Source organism: Streptomyces sp. NPDC034099, from assembly GCF_055575415.1.
Window position 1 is genome coordinate 72,830 of record NZ_JBVISR010000003.1, and the last position, 19,906, is coordinate 92,735.

Below are 19,906 nucleotides of genomic sequence, written 5' to 3' on the forward strand. Positions count from 1 at the left end.
CCTTCCGCGGCTCGTTCGTGGTCCGCCCTCCTGCTCTTCCTCCGCTGCTAATCCGCGTCGCTGTCCGCCCGTCCCCCCCCTTCCCGCCCGGCACCGGCGGCAAGGGGGAGGGGATCAGCCGGCGGACACGTCCCTCAGCGTCCAGCGCTGGTTGGCACCGGAGTTGGGCGGCCAGGTCGTGACGGCCGCGCCCTCGTGGGTCGCCTGGCCGCCCACTTCGAGCAGACGCCCGGTGGCCGCGTTGACCAGGGTCCAGGTGCCGTCGCCGGTGCTCGACATCAGCCACTGGGCGGCCTTGTCCCGCCTGCCCGTGTCGGGCTCGGCCACCGGGACGTCGTCGCGTACGGCGAGGCGCGTGCCGTCCTCGGGCCGGGTGAAGACGTAGCGGTCGCGGGCCCCGCTGTCGTGGCGCACCTCGCTCAGCCGCCACCGCTGGGCGCTCGTGCCCTCCCCGGTGCCGAGGACCAGGGCCGTGCCGTCCGCGGCCACGGTGACGGCCTTGCCGCTCTGTACGCCGGTCAGCGTGTAGGTGTGCCCCTCGCGCGGCTCGGCGGCGTCCTTCGCGACGCCCGAGACGCCCTTGATCTCGAACGAGGTGACGGACTGGGCGGGCACGGTGAAGCCGGCCGTGCGGTCGCTCACCCTGATCGGGGCCCGCCGCTCCAGCTTGCCGTCGGCGCTGGTCACGACGGGGGTGACGGTCGCGCGGCGGCTCACGTCACGGAACTTGGACAGGTCGAGGGTGACCGTGCGGGCCTCGGTGGTGCGGTTGACGTGGACGAGTGTGGCGCCCTTGCCGTCGCGGGTGACGGCGGCGGCGCTGGAGGTGTCGTCCGTCTTGATCAGCCGGTCGCCGGGCTTGATGAAGTGGGTGAAGTTGCGGGCGGTGTCGAACTTGGTGTTGGTCCGGATCGGGCAGGTCTCCAGGGTGTCCCGGGCGGTGCAGTCGAACGGGAGCTGGATGCTGCCCCAGTTGCCGCCCTTCGCGGACTCGCCGCCGGGCTTCATGTTGTCGTAGTCCTCGACGGGCTGCCAGAACACCCAGGCGCGGGGCTCCAGTTCCCGCAGGTCGTCGACGATCTGCTGGGCGAGGCCGAGGCCGGGCCGCATGTCCTCGAAGTCCTGGCCGTCGCCCCAGTCGCCGCCCACCTCGCTCATCCACAGGGGTTTGTCCGCGGCCTTGGCGAGGTCGCGCACGGTGGTGCGCTGCCCGGTGCCGTAGGTGTGGACGTTCATCTGGCCCACGAGAGCCCGGTCGGCCCCGGAGTAGGCGCTCCAGTTCTTCGCGAAGGTGCCGGGGTTGGTCTCGTCCATCGCCGAGATGTCCGCCTTGACCTTCGCCTTCCGCAGTGCGGGGGCCAGCGCCCGGAGGACCTCGCGCTGCAGCTCGGGACCCATGTGGGCCCCTTCCTGCCGGCCGCCGACGGGCTCGCCGTCGGCGCCCAGCCGAGTACCCCAGTACGGGGTGTTGGGCTCGTTGAACGGGTCGACGGTGTCGACCTTGATGCCCTCGGTCTTCTCCAGCCGTCTGGTAGCCCCGGCCACGTAGGCGGCGAAGTCGTCGACCGACTCGGGCTTGAGCTGGTCCGCGGACGGGTCGAAGCCGCCGGACACGTAACCGCTGACGGTCATGAACCAGGGCGGGGAGTTGCTGAACGTCTCCCAGTGGTCGATGTCGTCCTTGATGCGCTCGACCCACCAGCGCTGGGTGGCGTCGGCGTCCTCGTTCCAGTCGGCCGGGTCGTCGGCGCTCCACCAGCCGGTGTCCTCGCGCGTGGTGCCGGCGGGCGCCTTCCACCAGCCCTCGACCGCCCCGCCGGCCCGCAGGTAGTCCGCGACGTCCGGCGCGTTGCCGCCGCCGATGTTGTAGCGGGCGATGTTCAGGCCCAGTCCGTCGTCGCCGAACAGCAGGCGGGCCAGCTTCTCGCGGATCTCGGGCGGGTAGTCGCCGGTGGCGTTGGCGAACCAGACCAGGCTGGTGCCCCAGCCCTCGAACGCCTCCTGCTGGTACGAGGGGTCCGGACGCACCGTGACGGAGGCGGCGGCCGCGGCCGGTTCGGCCCGGGCGGGGGCGCCGAGCAGGGCCGCCCCGGTGGTCAGGGCGGTCAGGACCGCGGTGCCGAGGAGGTTTCTGCTGCGGGTACGGCGTGCCATCGTGTGCTCCCAACGGAAAGGTGTGGTCGCTGCGGTGGCCCCTGCCGCCCGGTCGAGGGCAGGAGGGGATGGCCCCGGAGCGGGTGCGTGCCGCTCCGGGGGACAGGGGTGGTGGTGCGGGTGTGCGTCAGTCGGTGGGCGTGCGCAGGACGGCGACTGCCCGGGCGGCCAGGACGACGGCGCCGTCGTCGCCGGTGTCACCCACCAGGACCTCCCCGGTGAGCCCGGGGACGGTCACGGTCTCGTCGGTCCGGTTGACCAGGAACAGGAAGCGTCCGCCGGGGCCGCGGCGCACGGTGGTCTCGACCCGCCCGCGCACCGGGGCGGGCAGTTCGCTCGTCACCCCGGCCGGTTCCAGCAGCCTCGGCAGCAGCGCGGCCAGCCCCCCGGCGCCGAGCCGGGTGGAGACGTAGGCGGCCGAACCGCCGCCCGCCTGGCGCCGGGTGACCGCGGGGCGGCCCGCGTGCGCACCGGTGCGGTAGCGGACCAGTACCTCGGTCTCGGGGGCGGTGACGGTGACGTGGTCGGTCCACAGGCCGCCGGTGCTGTCGTCGTCCAGCTCCACGCTCTGCCCGGCGGGCAGCGGACCGAACTCCTCGACGCGGATGCCGAGCAGGTCCCGCAGCGCGCCCGGGTAACCGCCCAGCCAGACGTGGTCGTTCTCGTCCACGATGCCGGAGAAGTACGTGGTGACCAGGTGCCCGCCCTGCTCGGCGTAGCGGGTGAGGTCCTTGGCCAGCTCGGCCGGGACCAGGTGCAGCACCGGCGCGATCAGCACCCGGTGGCGGCTCAGGTCGGCGCCGGTGGTGACGACGTCGGCGCGGACGCCCAGGGAGAGCAGCGCCGAGTACCAGTCGAGCGCCTCCTGGTGGTAGTCGAGCAGCGAGGTCGGGTGCGAGTCCTGCTCGCTCGCCCAGCGCGACTCCCAGTCGAAGAGGATGCCCACCTCGGCGGGCTCCCGCTCGCTCCCGGCGACCGGCGCGAGCGTCTTCAGGGTGTCGCCGAGCGCGGTGACCGCACGGAACAGGTCGCTGTCCGCACCGGCGTGCGGGACCATCGCCGAGTGGTACTTCTCGGCGCCGGCCGCCGACTGGCGCCACTGGAAGAAGCACACCGCGTCGGCGCCGTGCGCCACGTGCGTCAGCGAGTCCCGGGCCATGTCGCCCGGCTGCTTGGCCAGGTTGACGGGCTGCCAGTTGACGGCGCTGGTGGAGTGCTCCATCAGGAACCAGGGGCGGCCGCCCGCGATGCCGCTGGTGAGGTTCGCCGAGAACGACAGCTCGTCGCGGGCCTGCGGGTGCGGGACGACGTAGTGGTCGTTGGCGACGAAGTCCACCTCGCCGGCCCAGTCCGCGTAGTTCATGCCCTTGGTGCCGGGCATCACCATGAAGTTGGTGGTGACGGGGACGTCGGGCGTCAGCTCCCGCAGCAGGTCCCGTTCCGCGCGCAGGTGGTCCTTGAGCGCGTCCGAGGAGAACCGCTTGAAGTCCAGCTGCTGGGTCGGGTTCGGGTGCGAGGCCGCCAGCCGGGGCGGCAGGATCTCCTCCCAGTCGCCGTAGCGCTGCGACCAGAACGCCGTGCCCCAGGCGTGGTTGAGGGCGTCCGTCGTGCCGTACCGCGTGCGCAGCCAGTCCCGGAAGGCACGGGCCGCGTCGTCGGAGTAGTCGTAGACGTTGTGGCAGCCCAGCTCGTTGTTGACGTGCCAGGCGACCAGCGCCGGGTGGTCGGCGTAGCGGGTGGCCAGCTTCCGGACCAGGCGCAGGGCGTGCTCGCGGAAGACGGGCGAGGTCGGGCGCCAGTGCTGGCGCGCTCCCGGCCACAGCGTCTCGCCCCGGTCGGTGACCGGGAGGATCTCGGGGTGCGCGGTGGTCAGCCAGGGCGGCGGGGAGGCGGTGGCGGTCGCCAGGTCGACGCCGACGCCGTGCTCGTGCAGCAGATCCATCACCTCGTCGAGCCAGGCGAAGTCCCAGGCGTCGGGGCCGGGCTGGAGGCGGGCCCAGGAGAAGATGCCGAGCGAGACGATGTTGACGCCGGCCTCGCGCATCAGCCGTACGTCCTCCTCCCACACCTCCCGCGGCCACTGCTCGGGGTTGTAGTCGGCGCCGTAGGCGAGACGGGGGGCGGGCGCACCGTCCGTCCCCCGGTGCGGGCGGGAGTGGAGGGTGGAGATCATGGCGGTCCTTCCGGTGGGGGCGTGCGCTACTTCTCGACGGTGAAGCCCTGCTCCTCGCCGTACTTGACCGAGGCCTCCTGCCAGGACTCGAGGCCCTCGGCCAGCGTGGTGCCGGAGACGTAGGCCTTGCCGACGGTGTCGTTGAAGACCGAGTTCGCGTAGACCTGGTAGGGCAGGTACGACCAGTCGTCGGGGACGTCCGCGGCCGACTCGGCGAAGATCTTGTTGGCCTTCTGGCCGCCGAAGTACGGGAAGGCGGTGTCCTGGAACTTCGTGGACTGCAGATCCGCGGTGGTCGCCGGGAAGGCGCCGTTCTTCAGCCGGGTCTGCACGCCGTCCCCGGCGTTCGCGTACTCCACGAAGGCGTACGCCAAAGCCTCGTTCTTGCCGAGTTCCGGGAGCGCCAGCGCGCTGCCGCCGTTCTCGGCGCTGACCTTGCCGCCCGCGGTCCACTGCGGCATCGGGGCGACGCGCCAGTCACCGGACGCCGCCTTCGCACCGGACTCCAGGTTGGCCGGCATCCAGGCGCCGGTGGCCAGCGTCGCGATGCTGCCGTCGCCGAGGCCCTTGTACCACTCGTCGGTCCAGGCGGGGACGGAGGCGAGCAGCTTCTCGTCGATGAGCTTCTGCCAGGTGCCGGTGAACGTCTTGGCGCCCTGGTCGGAGAAGTCGATCTTCACCTTGGTTCCGTCGACGGTGTAGGGGCGCGAACCGGCCTGCCAGAGCATGCTGGTGGCGAACCCGGCGTCGCCGTTGTCGGCGGTGATGTACGCCTTCGGGTCGGCCTTGTGCAGGTCGCGGGCGGCGTCCAGGTACTCGGCCCAGGTGGTGGGCACCTCGATGCCGTACTTGTCGAAGACCTTCTTGTTGTAGAACAGCGCCATCGGGCCCGAGTCCATCGGCAGCGCGTAGATGCCGTCCGAACCGGCCTTCACCCCGTTCCACGGGCCGGGGGAGTACTTGGCGGAGAGCTTGTCGGCGCCGAAGGACTTGAGGTCGGTGAGCTGCTTGGTCAGGGCGTACTGGCCCATCGCGTAGTACTCGATCTGGGCGACGTCCGGGACGCCCTTCTTCGCCGAGATGGCGTTCTGCAGCGCCGTGTACTGGTCCTTGTTGGTCCCGGCGTTGACGAGGTCGACCTTGACGCCGGGGTGCGCCTTCTCGAAGTCGGTGGCGACCTGCTTGAGGGTGGGCTCCCAGGCCCAGACCGTGATGGTGCCGCCCTCCTTGAGGGCCGCCTGTATGTCCGCCTCGGAGACGGCCTTGCTGCCCGGCCCCCCGTCGTCGGAGTCGCCGCAGGCACTCGCGCCCAGGGCGAGGGCGCAGACGAGGACCGTGGCGCGCAGGAGGCGGCGCGAGTGCTTGGTCAGGTGTGTGGGCATGGGCGTGCTTCCACTTCTTCGTGGCCGGAACCGGCACCGTTGAGGGTTGGCGGAGTTGTCGGTGATGGGCGGGAGCGGGGGAGGGCTACTCCTTGACGCTTCCGGCGGCGAGGCCGGACTGCCAGTACTTCTGGAGCAGCAGGAAGGCGGCGATCAGCGGCAGGATGGTGATGAGGGACCCGGTGACGACGAGGTTGAAGACGGCCTCGCCGCCCGCGGTCGCGGCCTGCTGGTTCCAGCTGTTGAGCCCGAGGGTCAGCGGGTACCAGTCGGGGTCCTTGAGCATGACCAGCGGCAGGAAGTAGTTGTTCCAGGTCGCGACCATGGTGAAGAGCAGGACGGTGACGATGCCGGGAGCCAGCAGCGGCAGGGCGACCCGGAAGAAGGTGCGCACCTCGCCCGCCCCGTCGATGCGGGCCGCCTCCATCAGCTCGGTCGGGATGGCCTCGGTGGCGAACACCCACATCAGATAGAGGCCGAACGGCGAGATCAGGGACGGGATGATCACCGCCCAGGGCGTGTTGGTGAGCCCCATCTTGCTGAACATCAGGAAGGTCGGCACCGCCAGCGCCGTCCCCGGCACCGCCACCGCGCCGATGACGACGGCGAACACGGCACGCCGGCCGGGGAAGTGGAACTTGGCGAGCGCGTAGCCGCCGAGCACGGCGAGGAAGGTGGCGCCGCCCGCGCCGAGGCCCACGTACAGCAGGGTGTTGAGCAGCCAGCGGGTGAAGACGCCGTCGTCGTAGGTGAACGTCTCGGTGATGTTGTCCCACAGCGCGAAGTCGCCGTCGAACCAGAGACCGGAGGAACGGGACAGCCCCTCCTGCGTCTTGGTGGCGCTGATGGCCAGCCAGACCAGCGGCACCAGGCTGTACAGCAGCACGAGCGCGGTGAGCGCGGTCAGCAGCACGCTGCGCCGGGGCTTGTCGGCGGAGTGCCGGCGCCGGGGTGGACGCAGCCGCGGGACGGAGCCCGAGGTGCCGGACGGCGCGGGCGTGGAACGGTCGGAAACGGTGGCGACGGGACTGGTCATCGCTGCCTCACACTCCCTTGCGCATGCCGCGCAGCTGCACGGCGTAGGCGATGACCATGGTGATCAGCCCCATGACGATGGCGACCGTCGCGGAGTAGTTGTGCTGCTGTCCGTTGAAGGACAGCGCGTACGTGTAGTAGTTCGGCGTGTAGTCCGTGGTGATGGCGTTGCGCGCCAGGGGCTGCAGGATGCTGGGCTCGTTGAAGAGCTGGAAGCTGCCGATGATCGAGAAGATGGTGGCGATCACCAGGGCCCCGCGGATGGCCGGGAGCTTGATGGCGGTGATCACGCGGATCTGGCCGGCGCCGTCGATCTGGGCCGCCTCGTACAGCGAGTGCGGGACCACCCGCAGGGCCGAGTAGAAGATCAGCATGTTGTAGCCGACGAACTCCCAGGTCACGATGTTGCCGATGGAGGCCAGCACCAGGTCGGGGGAGAGCGGGTCGGGCAGCGAGACACCCAGCGCGCCGTTGATGTCGCCGACCAGGCCGAAGCGGGTGCCGTACATGAAGCCCCACATCAGGGTGGCCACCACGGCGGGCACGGCGTACGGCAGGAAGATCGAGATGCGGAAGAAGTCCCGGCCGTAGAGGCGGCCGCTGTCCAGCGCCAGGGCCACGAGCAGCGCGATGCCGAGCATGATCGGCACCTGTACGGCGAGGAAGAGCGAGACCCGGCCGAGCGAGGCCCAGAACTGCTCGTCCCCCAGCGCCTCGCCGTAGTTGTCCAGGCCGACGAAGGTGGTCCCGCCGATCAGCTGGTCGCGGAAGAGGCTGAGGTAGACCGAGTAGGCGATGGGCGCCAGGAACACCAGGGCGAACACGGCCACGAAGGGACCGAGGAAGCCCCACCCCGTCCAGGAACGGCGGTCCCGCCGCACCGGGGGTGGAGCCGGCCGCGGCTCGGCGGCGGCCGGCGGTTGCAGCGTCGTCATGTCGTCCTCGCTCGTCCACGTGCTGGCACTTCGCCGATGTTTGCGTAAACATCTGGCTCCGCGAAAGGGTGCCGAGCTGTTATGTTTACGTAAACATCTGATGGCGGCATGTCTACACTGCCCCGATGACGACGGTCAAGGGTCCTTGCACACCCGGACCCGACAGCGACAGAGAGGCGGCTGACGGCGAGTGAGCACGGCTGAGGAAGTCCCGACGAGCGCACCCGCGCGTGCCCGGCGCGGCAGGGACCGCACGGCCTCCATGGCGGACGTGGCCCGGCTGGCCGGAGTCTCCTCGCAGACCGTCTCCCGCGTCTCCAACGGCTACGCGGGCGTGACCGAGGAGACCCGGCGGCAGGTGCTGGCGGCCATGAAGGAGCTGGGCTACCGGCCCAACAGCGCGGCCCGGGCCCTCAAACGGGGCGAGTTCCGCACCATCGGCGTCATCACCTTCACGCTGGCCACCACGGGCAACGTGCGCACCCTGGAGGCCATCGCGACCTCCGCGGCGAGCGAGGGGTACGCGGTGACGCTGCTGCCGGTCGCCGTCCCCACCCAGGACGAGGTGCGCGGCGCCTTCTCGCGCCTGGAGGAACTGGCCGTCGACGCGGTCATCGTCATCATGGAGGTCCACCTCCTGGACGCGGCGTCCCTCACACTGCCGCCGCACGTCCAGGTCGTCGTGGTCGACTCCGACGCGGGCGACACCTACACGGTGGTCGACACCGACCAGGCGGGCGGCAGCCGCGCCGCCGTGCGCCACCTGCTCGACCTCGGGCACGACACGGTGTGGCACCTGGGCGGCCCCGAGGGCTCCTTCGCCGCCCAGCGCCGCACCGACGCCTGGCGGCGGACGCTCACCGAGGCGGGCCGCACCCCGCCGCCCCTCGTGCGCGGCGACTGGTCGGCGGAGTCCGGCTACCGGGCGGGCCTGGAGCTCGCCGCGCGCGAGGAGTGCACCGCCGTCTTCGCGGCCAACGACCAGATGGCCCTCGGTCTGCTGCGCGCCCTGCACGAACGCGGCCGTCGGGTGCCCGAGGACGTCAGCGTCATCGGCTTCGACGACATCGCCGAGGCCGGGTCCTTCCTGCCCCCGCTGACCACCGTCCACCAGGACTTCGCCGAGGTCGGGCGGCTGTGCGTGCGGGCCGTGCTGCGCAAGATGCGCGCGGTCGGTCCGGAACGGGGCACCACGCTGGTGCCGACCCGGCTGGTGACCCGGGCGAGCACGGCACCGCCGCCGGCCTAGGCGACCGGGCGCGAGAGGGGCGGAAGGGGACGGACCGCCGGTTTAGGAGCGGCCGCGACGGTAACCCCACAAGCCGACCGTCGTCCCCCCACGTCTGGGAGAGCTCCATGACCCAAGTCGCCGACTACGTGCTCCAGCGTCTGTCCGAGTGGGGCGTCCAGCGGGTGTACGGCTATCCGGGTGACGGCATCAACGGTCTGCTCGGCGCTTTCGACCGGGCCGACGGCGACCCGGAGTTCATCCAGGCACGGCACGAGGAGATGGCCGCGTTCATGGCCTGCGGCCACGCCAAGTTCACCGGCGAGGTGGGCTGTTGCGTCGCCACGTCGGGACCGGGCGCCGTGCACCTGCTCAACGGCCTCTACGACGCGAAGCTCGACCACCAGCCCGTGGTGGCGGTGGTGGGCCAGCAGAAGCGGCTGTCGCTGGGCACCCACTACCAGCAGGAGATCGCCCTCGACCAGCTCTTCGCGGACGTGTCCGAGTACTGCCAGATGATCGTGCACCCGGGCCAGGCCCGGCACGTCATCGACCGGGCCTTCAAGACCGCGCTGACCACCCGGGGCGTCGCCACCGTCATCATCCCCAACGACATCCAGGAGGAGGAGGCCCAGCCCTCCCCGCCCCGGGAGCACGGGTCCGTCTTCTCCAGCGTGGGCTGGAGCCGGCCGCGGGTGCTGCCCGACCTCGACGAGCTGCGCAAGGCCGCCGACGTCCTCAACGCGGGCAACAAGGTCGCCATGCTCGTCGGCCAGGGCGCGGCGAAGGCCGAGGCCGAGGTGAAGGAGGTCGCCGAACTGCTCGGCGCCGGCGTCGCCAAGGCCCTGCTCGGCCGCGAGGTGCTGCCCGACGACCTGCCCTACGTCACCGGGCCCATCGGCCTGCTGGGCAGCAAGGCCAGCGACAACATGATCAAGGGCTGCGACACCCTGCTCATGGTCGGCAGCAGCTTCCCGTACTCGGAGTGGCTGCCCGAGGAGGGACAGGCCCGGGGCGTCGAGATCGACATCGACGGCCGCATGATCGGCATCCGCTATCCCATGGACGCCCATCTCGTCGGCGACTCCAGGGAGACCCTGCGCGCCCTCATCCCGATGCTCCAGCGCAAGGAGGACCGGGGCTGGCGGGAGAAGATCGAGAAGGACGTCCGGGAGTGGCACGACCTGTGCGACCGCTGGGCGGGCGAGCACTTCGGGAAGACCATCAACCCCCAGGCCGTCGCCGCCGAACTCTCGCCGCGGCTGCCGGACGACGTCATCCTGACCGCCGACTCCGGTTCGGGCACCAACTGGTGGGCGCGCCACCTGATGCTGCGCGACGGCATGCAGGCCTCGCTCTCCGGCACCCTGGCCACGATGGGCCCGGGCACGCCCTACGCCATCGCGGCGCGGTTCGCCTATCCCGAGCGCCCGGTGATCGCCTTCATCGGGGACGGCGCGTTCCAGATGAACGGCATGAACGAGATGATCACCGTCAAGCGCTACCTGGACCGCCTGTCCGGATCGGCGCCGCTGATCTTCTGCGTCTTCAACAACCAGGACCTCAACCAGGTCACCTGGGAGCAGCGCGCCATGGCCGGAGACCCCAAGTACCCGGGCTCCCAGGCCATCCCCGACGTCCCCTACGCCGCCTACGCCGAACTCCTCGGCCTCAAGGGCATCGTCTGCACCGACCCCAAGAAGGTCGGCTCCGCCTGGGACGAGGCACTCGCCGCCGACCGGCCCGTGGTCCTGGAGTTCAAGGTCGACGCGGAGATCGCGCCGATCCCGCCGCACATCATGAAGGACCAGGGCAAGAAGGCCATCAAGGCGGCGCTGCACGACCCGGAGCTGACCGGGATCGCCACCAAGGGCGTACGCCAGAAGCTCACCGAGTACGCCGAGCACCTCCCCGGCCGGGGCAAGAAGTGAGCGGCGTCCGTCACCGGGGGACGAACGGCACCGAGGTCGTCGTCGTCACCGGTGCGACCGGCGGCGTCGGCCGGGCCACCGTCCGGGCGTTCGGCGCGCGCGGGGCCGCGGTGGCCCTGCTCGCGCGGGGCGAGCACGCCCTCGAACGGGCGGCCGAGGAGGTGCGCGCGGCCGGCGGGCGCGCGCTGCCGCTGGTCGTGGACGTCGCCGACGCGGAGGCCGTGGACGCGGCGGCCACCCGCGTCGAGGAGGAGTTCGGCCCGATCGACGTATGGGTGAACGCCGCGTTCTCGACCGTCTTCGCGCCCGTGCCGGAGATCCGGCCCGAGGAGCTGAGGCGGGCCACCGAGGTGACCTACTTCGGCTTCGTCCACGGCACCCAGGCCGCCCTGCGGCGCATGACACCGCGTGATCGCGGCACCATCGTCCAGGTGGGATCGGCCCTGGCCGAGCGCAGCGTCCCGCTCCAGGCCGTCTACTGCGGGGCCAAGCACGCCATCCAGGGGTTCACCGAGTCGCTGCGCTGCGAACTGCTGCACGACCGCAGCGGGGTGCGGGTGACCATGGTGCAGATGCCCGGGCTCAACACGCCCCAGTTCAGCTGGGTCCTCACCCGGCTGCCCCGCCATCCGCGCCCGGTGGCCCCCGTCTACCAGCCCGAGGTGGCCGCCCGGGCGGTGCTGCACGCCGCGGACCATCCCGAGCGGCGCGTGTACTGGGTGGGCGGCTCCACCGTCGCCACGCTGCTGGGCCAGAAGCTCGCCCCGGGTCTCCTCGACCGCTACCTCGCGCGCACCGGTTACGACGGGCAGCAGACGGACCGGCCCGTCGACCCGTCCCGGCCGGTCAACCTCTGGAAGCCGCCGGACGACACCGCCCCGGACGACTACGGCGCGCACGGGATCTTCGACGACGAGGCCCATCCGCGCAGCCTCCAGTTCTGGATCTCCCGCAACCGCCGGCCGCTGGCCCTGGCCACGGCCGTGACCGGGGCGGCGGCCGCGGCCCTCGCGGGCGGACTGCGCCGGCGCGCCGGCTGACGGACCGTCCCCGGGTCAGTCCGGTCTGCGGTCGATGTTCCGCGCCCACCAGTGGTGCTCGCAGAACCAGTGCCCGACCATCGCGCCGCCGAAGACGACGAAGCCGACCCCGATCAGCCAGGACTCCACCACCAGCACGATGCCGACCGCGCCGTAGCTGAAGGCGTTGTCGAGGATGAGCGGCGTGAAGAAGAGGTACGAGAAGCCGCGCAGGCCGATCAGGCCCACCATCGTGGCCAGCGCTCCCGGCAGCAGGTCGCGCCAGCGGACCTGGCCGCCCAGCAGGAAGTGCTGGCCCCACCAGAAGAACAGCATGCCGCTGGCGGTCGACAGGGCGATCCGCGCCGAACCGTGCAGCGCGGTCCGCGTCTGCACCTCCTGGTAGAGGTAGGCGGTCAGCAGGACCACCCAGGTCATCTGGCGCCAGATGCGGTGCCACGGGCCGGCGGGCAGTTCCCAGATGCGCTCGTAGCCGTTCTGGACGCTCGCCGCGAAGGACACGCCGAACACGCCGAGCAGGATTCCGCCCCACACGCTCGTCGTGCCGACGACCTTGGTCGGCGGGCTGATGATGTCGGTCAGCACCTTGGCCGACCGTCCGGACAGCCCCATGCCGTCGGCCAGCCACGAGGCGAAGCCCCCGCGGCCCAGCGGGTCGGCCGCGGCCACCACGATCAGCAGCGGCGCGAGCGTGACCAGGGCGAGGGTGGCGAAGCCCATGGCCCTGTGCATCAGCTCCAGGTCCCGGCCGCGCCGGACCAGGGCGGACGCGGCCAGCCAGTCCCACGCACGGTGGAACGGCCGCCACAACCGGTTCACGGGGGCTCCTCGGGCGTCCTTTCGATGGCTCGCGACGGGGAACTGAGTGACCCGGCCCGCGCCCGGACAAACGTCGGTTGACCCGGACGGCCCGCGCATGGACCGGACGGCGTGGGGAACCGGCCCCGGGGGGCGCGAAGGCGAGGGAGTGCGCGATGACGTCGGTGACCGGCCCGGAGACGAGGACACCGGAGACGAGGACACTGGACGAGTGCGTGGTCGACGCGGTCGACGTGCACGCCTTCGAGATCCCCACCGACGGGCCCGGGGGCCGCGAGCAGGACGGCACCCTGGAGTGGGACGCCACGACCCTGGTCCTGGTGCGCGTGCACGCCGGCGGCCGCACCGGACTCGGCTACACCTACGGGGACGTCTCGGTGGCGTCCTTCGTGCACTCCGTGCTCACGCCGGTCGTCGAGGGCGGCCCCGTCTCCTCGCCGCCCGCCCTGTGGGAGCGCATGGGCGCGCGGATGCGCAACGCCGGCCGCCCCGGCGCGGGGGCCATGGCACTGTCCGCCGTCGACGTGGCGCTGTGGGACCTCAAGGCACGGCTGCTGGGGCTTCCGCTGGTCCAGCTCCTGCCGGCCCACCACGACCGGGTGCCCGTCTACGGCAGCGGCGGCTTCACCAACTACCCCCTGGACCGCCTCACCGGCCAGCTCGCCGGATGGGCCGAGGAGGGCATCGGGCGCGTGAAGCTGAAGACCTCACGGGACCCGGACGCCGACCCGCCGCGCCTGACCGCCGTACGCCGGGCGGTGGGGGACGGGACGGAGCTGTTCACCGACGCCAACGGGGCGCTCGGCCGCAAGGAGGCCCTGTACTGGGCGCACCGCTTCCACGACGAGTGGGACGTGCGCTGGTTCGAGGAACCGGTCGGCTCCGCGGACCTGGAGGGGCTGCGGATGCTGCGCGAGCGGGGCCCGGCACGTCTGGAGGTCGCCGCGGGGGAGTACGCCTTCACCGCTCAGGACTTCGCCAACCTGACCGACGGGCCCGCGGTCGACTGCCTCCAGGCCGACGTCACCCGGTGCGGGGGCATCACCGGCGTGCTGGAGGTCGCCGGTCTGGCCGCCGTCCGGCACCTGGACCTGTCCGCGCACTGCGCGCCCGCCGTGTCCGCCCACGCCTTCTGCGCCGTGCGGCGGCTGCGGCACCTGGAGTACTTCCACGACCACGTGCGCGTCGAGCGGCTGCTGTTCGACGGCGTCCTGTCGCCCGGGGGCGGCGCGCTGTGCCCCGACACCTCGCGGCCCGGCCTCGGCCTGGACGTCAGGTGGGCCGACGCGGAGCCCTACCGGGTGTACGGGGTCCGTCCGCCGCGCTGACGCCGAGACCAGGGCCCGGTGACCCGGGGCGCGGTGGTCTCAGGGGTCGCTGCGCTCCTGCGCTTCCCGCACGCGCTCGTTGTGCCAGGCGACGGCGGCGCGTATCTGGGGCTCCTGGAGCCCCGTCCGGCATCCGAGCTGGTCCATGGACAGGGCCGGCGGGCCGGTGGTCAGGGCCCGGGTCAGCTTCGCCGCCCACAGCTCCTCGTCCACGAAGGGCCGGTGCGCGTACCCCTCCTTGATCACGTCGAAGTGGTCGTCCGAGCACGCGGTGATGAGCCGCAGCCCGTCGAACCACTCGTTGGTGGCGTGCACCGCGGACGAGTCCGGCACGTAGCCCGTCACGGACTCGTCCTCGGGGAAGACCCTGGCGCACAGGTCGCACAGCTCCATGGGGACCGGCTCGGCGGCCCGACGGTCCTTCCTGCCCTTGCGCTTCCACATGGCGACTCCCGGGTTCGGTGTCCGGAATGCCGGAGTTACCCGTGGGGCGGGAAGCAAACGCCCCGCGCTCCCTCAGGGCAGGCCGCCCCGTTCGCAGACCCGTGCCGCCACGTCCCGGAGTTTGACGTTGTGGTCCTGCGAGTACCGGCGGAGCGCGGCGAAGGCCTGGTCCTCGGTGAGGCGGTGCCTGCCCATGAGGATGCCCATGGCCTCCCCGATGGTGTGCCGGGTGCCGATGGCCTCCTGCAACTGCGCGTGGGTGCGGGCGCTGGAGAAGGCGACCGACGCGTGGGACGCCAGCAGCCAGCCGGCCGTCTCGTCGGCCTCGGTGAAGGCGCCGGGCCGGTAGGAGTACAGGTTCAGGGCGCCGAGGTCCTCGTCCTCGGTGAACAGCAGGAAGCCCATCATGCTGCCGAGGTTCAGCTTGCGCGCTTCCGGTACGTACTTGGGCCAGCGCACCGCCTCGTCGGCGAAGTCGACGATCCGGAACTGGCGCTCGCCCGTGGAGGTGCGGGCGGCGTCGAAACACGGCCCCTCTCCGACCCGCCCCTGCAGGTCGTCGCTGTCGATCACCACCTGTTCCGTGGGAGCCAGTGACTGCACCTTGCCGCCGCGCAGGATGAGGATGCCGGCGGCGTCGCAGTCCGCCACCAGTTCGGTGGCCGAGGCGGTGATCCGCCGCAGGGTGTCGTTCACCGAATCCTGGGCCAGCAGATCGCGTGCGAGCGACGCCATCTGCTCCGCGAACCCGCGCCAGTCGTCCATGCCGTTTCCTCCCTCGTTCCCCTGACGATTGCCCCGGGGACGGGTGAACGCAACGGGGGAGGCCGCCGCGACCCATCTTGTTTCACGCTACATCTAAATGCATAATGCGCTTATGGATATGCCGGAGGAGGGCCCGGGCCCGAGCGGGCCGCCCCGGGACGCACCGGACCCGGACGACCTGATCATCGCCGTGGAGCAGATGATCCGGTACGTGCGGCACAGCGCCCGGACCGGCGGCCTGAGCACCGCCGCCTCCTCGACGCTGGCCCGGCTGAGCCGCGAGGGCCCCCAGCGGCTGACCGGGCTGGCCACGGCCGAGGGCGTCTCCCAGCCGAACATGACCCAGCTCGTCACGCGTCTGGAGCGTGCGGGCCTGGTCCGGCGCACCGCCGACGCGAGCGACGGTCGCGTCGTGCTCGTGGCGGTGACGCCCACCGGACTCGAGGTCGTGGCCGCGCGGCGCGCCGAGCGTGCCCACGCCCTGCGGCAGCTCATGGAGGACATGACCGGGCCGGAGCGGGAGGCCACCACCACCGCGCTCCTGGCCCTGGCCCGGGTCATCCGCAACCGTCCGTCCACCCCGGAGGAAGACCGCGCATGAGTGCACCCCGTGGAAAGGCCGCCAGTCCCTTCCGGCAGCCCAAGGCCGTCTGGGCCGTCGCCTTCGCCTGCGTCATCTCGTTCATGGGCATCGGCCTGGTCGACCCGATCCTGCCGGCCCTCGCCGAGAGCCTCGACGCCACGCCCAGCCAGGTCTCCCTGCTGTTCAGCAGCTACCTGATCGTCACCGCCGTCGCCATGCTCTTCGTCGGCTGGGTCTCCAGCCGCATCGGTGCCAAGCGCACCCTGGTCACCGGCCTCGCCGTCATCGTCGTCTTCGCCGCCCTGGCCGGCGCCACCGGCTCCATCAACGGCATCGTCGGCTTCCGGGCCGGCTGGGGACTGGGCAACGCCCTGTTCATCGCCACCTCCTTCGCGGTCATCGTGGCCTCCGCCAGCGGCGGCTTCAGCGGCGCGATCATCCTCTACGAGACCGCCCTGGGACTCGGCATCGCCGTCGGCCCGCTGCTCGGCGGCGAGCTGGGCGGCATCAGCTGGCGCGGCCCGTTCTTCGGCGTCGCCGCCCTGATGGCCGTCGCCCTGATCGCCACCCTCGCCTTCGTCCCCGACCTGCCGAGGCCCGAGCGGGTCACCTCACCGCTCGCCCCGCTGAAGGCCCTGCGCCATCGCGGCCTGCTGACCATGGGCATCATGGCCCTGCTGTACAACTGGGGCTTCTTCACCATGCTCGGCTACGCCCCGTACCCGATGGAGCTGGACGCCCACGAGCTCGGCCTGGTCTTCACCGCCTGGGGTCTGCTGGTCGCCGCCTTCAGCGTCTTCTTCGCGCCCCGCCTCCAGGCCCGCTACGGCACCGCGCCCGTCCTCTACGCCAACCTGCTCGGCCTCGGCATCGTCATGGCCGTCATAGCCGCGGGCGTCACCGACCCCACCACCGTGATCGTCGCGGTCATCGTCAGCGGCGCCTTCATCGGCATCAACAACACCCTCACCACCCAGGCCGTCATGCTCGTCTCGCCGGTCGAGCGCCCCGTGGCCTCCTCCGCGTACGGCTTCCTTCGCTTCATCGGCGGCGGACTGGCCCCCTACGTCGCCGGAAAGCTCGCCGACGCCACCGACCTGAGCGTCCCCTTCTATCTCGGAGCCGCCACCTTCCTCCTCGCCGTCCCCGTCCTGGCCAGCGGACACCGGCTGCTCCGCCATGCGGAGGCGGACACCGGCGAAGGAGAACCCGTCCCCGCGACGCTGACGCCCGTCGGCACCCCGGCGTCGACCGACGCGCCGCCCGTGGTCGTGGCCGTCGGCGCCCACCACGAGGCGGCCGCCGTCGTGGACGCCGCGGCCCGCCTCGCCCGCGACACCCGGAGCCCGCTGGAGGTCGTGCACGTACGGCAGACCGCCGTCGTCGAGGAACAGGCCGCCGACACCGAGACCGAGGCGCAGGCGAAGGCCGCCGTCACCGCGCACCTCGACCGGCTGGGCGGCCTCGGTGTGGCCGCCACCGGCCAGATCCTCACCGGCGTCGGCGACCACGCCGCCGCGGGCCGCGCCCTGGCCCGGCACGCCGCCGAGGTCGGGGCCCGCACGGTCGCCGTCGGGCGCTCACCGCGCGGCCCGCTGGCCCAGTTCGCCGAGGGCAGCTTCACCAGCGCCCTCACCCACGCCGCCACCTGCACCGTCGTCCTCGTCGACCCCGACGCGGAGCCCCGGCCCCTGACCGCGCGGTCCCTCACCCGGCTGCGCTCCGAGGCACGGTGAGCGGCCCCGGGACACGGTGGGCCGCCGCGGCTCAGGACGCCTGTTCCAGGTCGGTGCTCCTGGTGAGGGCCTCGTTGGCGTCGATCTCGTGCCGCAGCCGTTCCAGGCGGGCGCGGGCCCCGGCGAGCGCGTCCGAGCCGAGCAGGAGCCGCAGCGGCGGCGTCGCGGAGTCCACGACGGCGGCGATCGCGGCGGCGGCGCGGACGGGATCGCCGGGCTGGCGGCCGGAGACCGCCAGGGTGGCGGCCCGGCGGCGGCCCGCGGTCTGCTCGTAGTCCTCGAACCGCGTCGGTGACTGCCGCATCGACGTTCCGGCCCACTGGGTACGCAGACCGCCGGGCTCGACGAGGGTCACCGCGATGCCGAGGGGCGCGACTTCCGCGGCCAGCGACTCGGACAGTCCCTCGAGCGCGAACTTGGTCGCGTGGTAGTGGCCGGTCCCCGCGAAGGCCGCGAGACCGCCGAAGGACGAGATGTTCACGATCCGCCCCGAGCGGCGGGCCCGCATGCCGGGCAGGACGGCCTTCAGGACGGTGACCACGCCGTGCACGTTGGTGTCGTAGAGGGCGCGCACCGCGGCGTCCTCACCTTCCTCGACGGCGGCGAGGTAGCCGTATCCGGCGTTGTTGACCAGGACGTCGATGCGCCCGAACTCCTTCTCGGCCGCCTCGACGGCGTCGGCCACCGACTCGGGGTCGGTGACGTCCAGACGGAGGGCGAGGGCGCGGTCCCCGTGGGCGGCCACGAGGCCGGCGACGCTCGCCGTGTCGCGGGCGGTGACGGCGACCCGGTCGCCGCGCTCCAGGGCGTGCCGGGCGAGGGCGCGGCCCAGGCCGCCCGAAGTCCCGGTGATGAGCCACACCGGTGTCCCCTCGGGCGCGTCGGAGGTGCGGGTCGGGTCGTCGTTCGGTGCGGTGGTTCGCTTCGTCATGCCTCCCATTGCAGCCGGACGCGCGGCATCCGTGCCACACCCCCTCGAGGGTGGCCCCCGGAGGGTCTGCCGACGGCGTCCTCGCAGGTGGTCCGGCGCGGGGTAGAGTCGACCCGATGGCCCGTGACGACCACACCGACGCCAATCCGGTCGGTTCCTTCCTCCGCAGCCGCCGGGAGCGGATCGACCCCGCCTCCGCGGGCGTCGTCGACAACACGCGGCGCCGGGTCAAGGGCCTGCGCCGCGAGGAGTTGGCCCTGCTCGCCGGGGTGAGCCCCTCCTACTACGCCCGTATCGAGCAGGGCCGTGACCGGCACCCCTCCCGCGAGATCCTCCAGGCCCTGGCCGACGTGCTGCGCCTGGACGACACCGAGCGGGCCTACCTGTGGTCCCTGGTCGCGCCGTCCCTCGCCCCGGCGGACGCCCGGGCGAGTGCCCCGGCCGACACGGTCCGGGCGGGGGTACGGGTTCTGCTGGGGCGCTGGAGCGACCTGCCCGCCTTCGTCGTCGGGCCACGCCGTGACGTCCTGGCCGCCACCGCCCTGGCCCCCCGCGTCAACCCGGCCTGGAGCCCGGGAAACAACCTCGTCGAGTTCACCTTCCTGGACCCGCGGGCCCGGCAGGTGTACCCGGACTGGGAGGAGATCGGCCTCCAGGCGGTCGCGGGCCTGCGCACCACCGCGGCGGCCCGGCCCGCGGAACTCGCCGGGTTCGTGGCGAGTCTGCGTGAGCGCAGCGAGAGGTTCCGGGCCCTGTGGGACTCCCACGACGTCTACGACCGCGTGACGGGCGGCAAGCGCCTCTCGGTCGACGGCGTCGGGGTCCTCTCCCTCGACTTCGAGACCTTCGCCCTCGCCGGTCCCGAAGGGCACGTGCTGTACGTGTACTTCCCGCGGCCCGGCAGCGAGGACGACACGGCGCTGCGGGCCCTCGCGCGCGAGGAGGACGCCGTCCCGCCGGCGCCGCCCGCGCCCTGATCAGGCGCCGTCGCCGCCGAGGGAGGGCCGCAGTCGGTCGGCGGCCTGTGGGGGCTGGATCCGCATGCCGGGTCGCCGGCGGTGCACGGTCAGGTACGTCACCCCGTCCGGACCGGCGAGCACGGCCCGGGCCGAGCCGTGCGGCAGCCAGGTCAGGACGCCGGTGCGCAGGGGGTGCTCGCCGTCGGCGGAGGCGAGGCGGGCGGCACCGTCGAGGACGAGGAGCAGGACGTCGAGGTCGGGCTCGGTGTGGGTGTCGACCCGTCCCCCGGCGGGGAGGCGGACGACGTTGGCGTCGAGCTGCCGTCCGGGTTCCGCCAGCTTCCACAGCGCGCCGGCCGGAGCGTCGCGGCCCAGGGACACGAGCTCCGCCGTGTCGCACAGCACCCGGGGGAGGGGCGAGTCCGCCGCCTCACCGGAGGAGCCGCTGTCTTCCACTGCCATC

General features: G+C 72.4%; 17 protein-coding genes. 7 read left to right on the forward strand and 10 right to left on the reverse strand.

What is annotated here, in order from left to right:
* Positions 1–114: 114 nt before the first annotated feature.
* From ACZ56V_RS09205 to ACZ56V_RS09225, 5 genes are all read right to left on the reverse strand, one after another.
* On the reverse strand, positions 115–2,154 hold the full coding sequence (locus ACZ56V_RS09205) for an RICIN domain-containing protein (RefSeq protein ID WP_468940597.1): 2,040 nt from the start codon (positions 2,152–2,154) through the stop codon (positions 115–117).
* 127 nt (positions 2,155–2,281) lie between these two features.
* On the reverse strand, positions 2,282–4,327 hold the full coding sequence (locus ACZ56V_RS09210; RefSeq protein ID WP_468940599.1) for a beta-galactosidase: 2,046 nt from the start codon (positions 4,325–4,327) through the stop codon (positions 2,282–2,284).
* A gap of 26 nt (positions 4,328–4,353) precedes the next feature.
* Positions 4,354–5,709 (reverse strand): ABC transporter substrate-binding protein, encoded by a 1,356-nt coding sequence (locus tag ACZ56V_RS09215; RefSeq protein ID WP_468940602.1) that lies wholly within the window; start codon positions 5,707–5,709, stop codon positions 4,354–4,356.
* Between the two features lie 85 nt (positions 5,710–5,794).
* Positions 5,795–6,745 carry a carbohydrate ABC transporter permease gene (locus ACZ56V_RS09220; protein WP_398910019.1) on the reverse strand — a complete coding sequence of 317 codons (951 nt, stop codon included), beginning with the start codon at positions 6,743–6,745 and terminating at the stop codon, positions 5,795–5,797.
* 7 nt (positions 6,746–6,752) lie between these two features.
* Positions 6,753–7,679 carry a carbohydrate ABC transporter permease gene (locus tag ACZ56V_RS09225; RefSeq protein ID WP_356366467.1) on the reverse strand — a complete coding sequence of 309 codons (927 nt, stop codon included), beginning with the start codon at positions 7,677–7,679 and terminating at the stop codon, positions 6,753–6,755.
* A 190-nt stretch (positions 7,680–7,869) separates the two neighbouring features.
* Between ACZ56V_RS09225 and ACZ56V_RS09230 the strand changes: the two genes are divergently transcribed.
* The 3 genes from ACZ56V_RS09230 to ACZ56V_RS09240 all read left to right on the forward strand — a co-directional run bounded on the left by ACZ56V_RS09230 (position 7,870) and on the right by ACZ56V_RS09240 (position 11,878).
* The gene (locus tag ACZ56V_RS09230; protein WP_467379077.1) at positions 7,870–8,928 is read left to right on the forward strand and encodes a LacI family DNA-binding transcriptional regulator; all 1,059 of its coding nucleotides are present in this window, start codon (positions 7,870–7,872) and stop codon (positions 8,926–8,928) included.
* Positions 8,929–9,035: 107 nt separating this feature from the next.
* Positions 9,036–10,838 (forward strand): thiamine pyrophosphate-requiring protein, encoded by a 1,803-nt coding sequence (locus ACZ56V_RS09235; RefSeq protein ID WP_398910015.1) that lies wholly within the window; start codon positions 9,036–9,038, stop codon positions 10,836–10,838.
* A complete protein-coding gene (locus ACZ56V_RS09240) occupies positions 10,835–11,878 on the forward strand; it encodes an SDR family oxidoreductase (RefSeq protein WP_467379078.1) in 1,044 nt (347 codons plus the stop codon). Before ACZ56V_RS09235 ends, ACZ56V_RS09240 begins: the two co-directional genes overlap by 4 nt.
* A gap of 15 nt (positions 11,879–11,893) precedes the next feature.
* On the opposite strand, the gene ACZ56V_RS09245 is transcribed toward ACZ56V_RS09240, so the two are convergent.
* On the reverse strand, positions 11,894–12,697 hold the full coding sequence (locus tag ACZ56V_RS09245; protein ID WP_104632779.1) for a ribonuclease BN: 804 nt from the start codon (positions 12,695–12,697) through the stop codon (positions 11,894–11,896).
* Between the two features lie 155 nt (positions 12,698–12,852).
* On the opposite strand from ACZ56V_RS09245, the gene ACZ56V_RS09250 reads away from it, so the two are divergent.
* Positions 12,853–14,025 carry an enolase C-terminal domain-like protein gene (locus tag ACZ56V_RS09250; RefSeq protein WP_468940608.1) on the forward strand — a complete coding sequence of 391 codons (1,173 nt, stop codon included), beginning with the start codon at positions 12,853–12,855 and terminating at the stop codon, positions 14,023–14,025.
* 39 nt (positions 14,026–14,064) lie between these two features.
* On the opposite strand, the gene ACZ56V_RS09255 is transcribed toward ACZ56V_RS09250, so the two are convergent.
* Both ACZ56V_RS09255 and ACZ56V_RS09260 read right to left on the reverse strand, forming a co-directional pair.
* The gene (locus tag ACZ56V_RS09255) at positions 14,065–14,469 is read right to left on the reverse strand and encodes a hypothetical protein (protein ID WP_356366478.1); all 405 of its coding nucleotides are present in this window, start codon (positions 14,467–14,469) and stop codon (positions 14,065–14,067) included.
* 72 nt (positions 14,470–14,541) lie between these two features.
* Positions 14,542–15,234, reverse strand: coding sequence for a GAF and ANTAR domain-containing protein (locus ACZ56V_RS09260; RefSeq protein WP_398910010.1), 693 nt, complete (start codon positions 15,232–15,234; stop codon positions 14,542–14,544).
* Between the two features lie 112 nt (positions 15,235–15,346).
* Between ACZ56V_RS09260 and ACZ56V_RS09265 the strand changes: the two genes are divergently transcribed.
* Complete coding sequence (locus ACZ56V_RS09265; protein ID WP_398910008.1) at positions 15,347–15,835, forward strand: MarR family winged helix-turn-helix transcriptional regulator; 489 nt, start codon at positions 15,347–15,349, stop codon at positions 15,833–15,835.
* Complete coding sequence (locus tag ACZ56V_RS09270; protein ID WP_468940613.1) at positions 15,832–17,553, forward strand: MFS transporter; 1,722 nt, start codon at positions 15,832–15,834, stop codon at positions 17,551–17,553. The genes ACZ56V_RS09265 and ACZ56V_RS09270 overlap by 4 nt, the downstream gene beginning before the upstream one ends.
* A gap of 31 nt (positions 17,554–17,584) precedes the next feature.
* Here the strand turns inward: ACZ56V_RS09270 and ACZ56V_RS09275 are convergent, their stop codons facing one another.
* On the reverse strand, positions 17,585–18,484 hold the full coding sequence (locus ACZ56V_RS09275; RefSeq protein ID WP_398910005.1) for an oxidoreductase: 900 nt from the start codon (positions 18,482–18,484) through the stop codon (positions 17,585–17,587).
* A gap of 116 nt (positions 18,485–18,600) precedes the next feature.
* Here ACZ56V_RS09275 and ACZ56V_RS09280 point away from each other — a divergent pair, with 116 nt between their 5' ends.
* Positions 18,601–19,461, forward strand: a complete 861-nt coding sequence (locus tag ACZ56V_RS09280; RefSeq protein WP_467379082.1) for a helix-turn-helix domain-containing protein — start codon at positions 18,601–18,603, stop codon at positions 19,459–19,461.
* On the opposite strand, the gene ACZ56V_RS09285 is transcribed toward ACZ56V_RS09280, so the two are convergent.
* The gene (locus ACZ56V_RS09285; RefSeq protein ID WP_468940618.1) at positions 19,462–19,905 is read right to left on the reverse strand and encodes a hypothetical protein; all 444 of its coding nucleotides are present in this window, start codon (positions 19,903–19,905) and stop codon (positions 19,462–19,464) included. It abuts the gene before it with no gap.
* Position 19,906: the final 1 nt, after the last annotated feature.

Coding starts and splice junctions, on each gene's coding strand:
- ACZ56V_RS09205 (WP_468940597.1), bottom strand. CDS start 2,154: ATGGCACGCCGTACCCGCAGCAGAAACCTCCTCGGCACCGCGGTCCTG.
- ACZ56V_RS09210 (WP_468940599.1), bottom strand. CDS start 4,327: ATGATCTCCACCCTCCACTCCCGCCCGCACCGGGGGACGGACGGTGCG.
- ACZ56V_RS09215 (WP_468940602.1), bottom strand. CDS start 5,709: ATGCCCACACACCTGACCAAGCACTCGCGCCGCCTCCTGCGCGCCACG.
- ACZ56V_RS09220 (WP_398910019.1), bottom strand. CDS start 6,745: ATGACCAGTCCCGTCGCCACCGTTTCCGACCGTTCCACGCCCGCGCCG.
- ACZ56V_RS09225 (WP_356366467.1), bottom strand. CDS start 7,679: ATGACGACGCTGCAACCGCCGGCCGCCGCCGAGCCGCGGCCGGCTCCA.
- ACZ56V_RS09235 (WP_398910015.1), top strand. CDS start 9,036: ATGACCCAAGTCGCCGACTACGTGCTCCAGCGTCTGTCCGAGTGGGGC.
- ACZ56V_RS09250 (WP_468940608.1), top strand. CDS start 12,853: ATGACGTCGGTGACCGGCCCGGAGACGAGGACACCGGAGACGAGGACA.
- ACZ56V_RS09255 (WP_356366478.1), bottom strand. CDS start 14,469: ATGTGGAAGCGCAAGGGCAGGAAGGACCGTCGGGCCGCCGAGCCGGTC.
- ACZ56V_RS09260 (WP_398910010.1), bottom strand. CDS start 15,234: ATGGACGACTGGCGCGGGTTCGCGGAGCAGATGGCGTCGCTCGCACGC.
- ACZ56V_RS09265 (WP_398910008.1), top strand. CDS start 15,347: ATGGATATGCCGGAGGAGGGCCCGGGCCCGAGCGGGCCGCCCCGGGAC.
- ACZ56V_RS09270 (WP_468940613.1), top strand. CDS start 15,832: ATGAGTGCACCCCGTGGAAAGGCCGCCAGTCCCTTCCGGCAGCCCAAG.
- ACZ56V_RS09275 (WP_398910005.1), bottom strand. CDS start 18,484: ATGACGAAGCGAACCACCGCACCGAACGACGACCCGACCCGCACCTCC.
- ACZ56V_RS09280 (WP_467379082.1), top strand. CDS start 18,601: ATGGCCCGTGACGACCACACCGACGCCAATCCGGTCGGTTCCTTCCTC.
- ACZ56V_RS09285 (WP_468940618.1), bottom strand. CDS start 19,905: ATGGCAGTGGAAGACAGCGGCTCCTCCGGTGAGGCGGCGGACTCGCCC.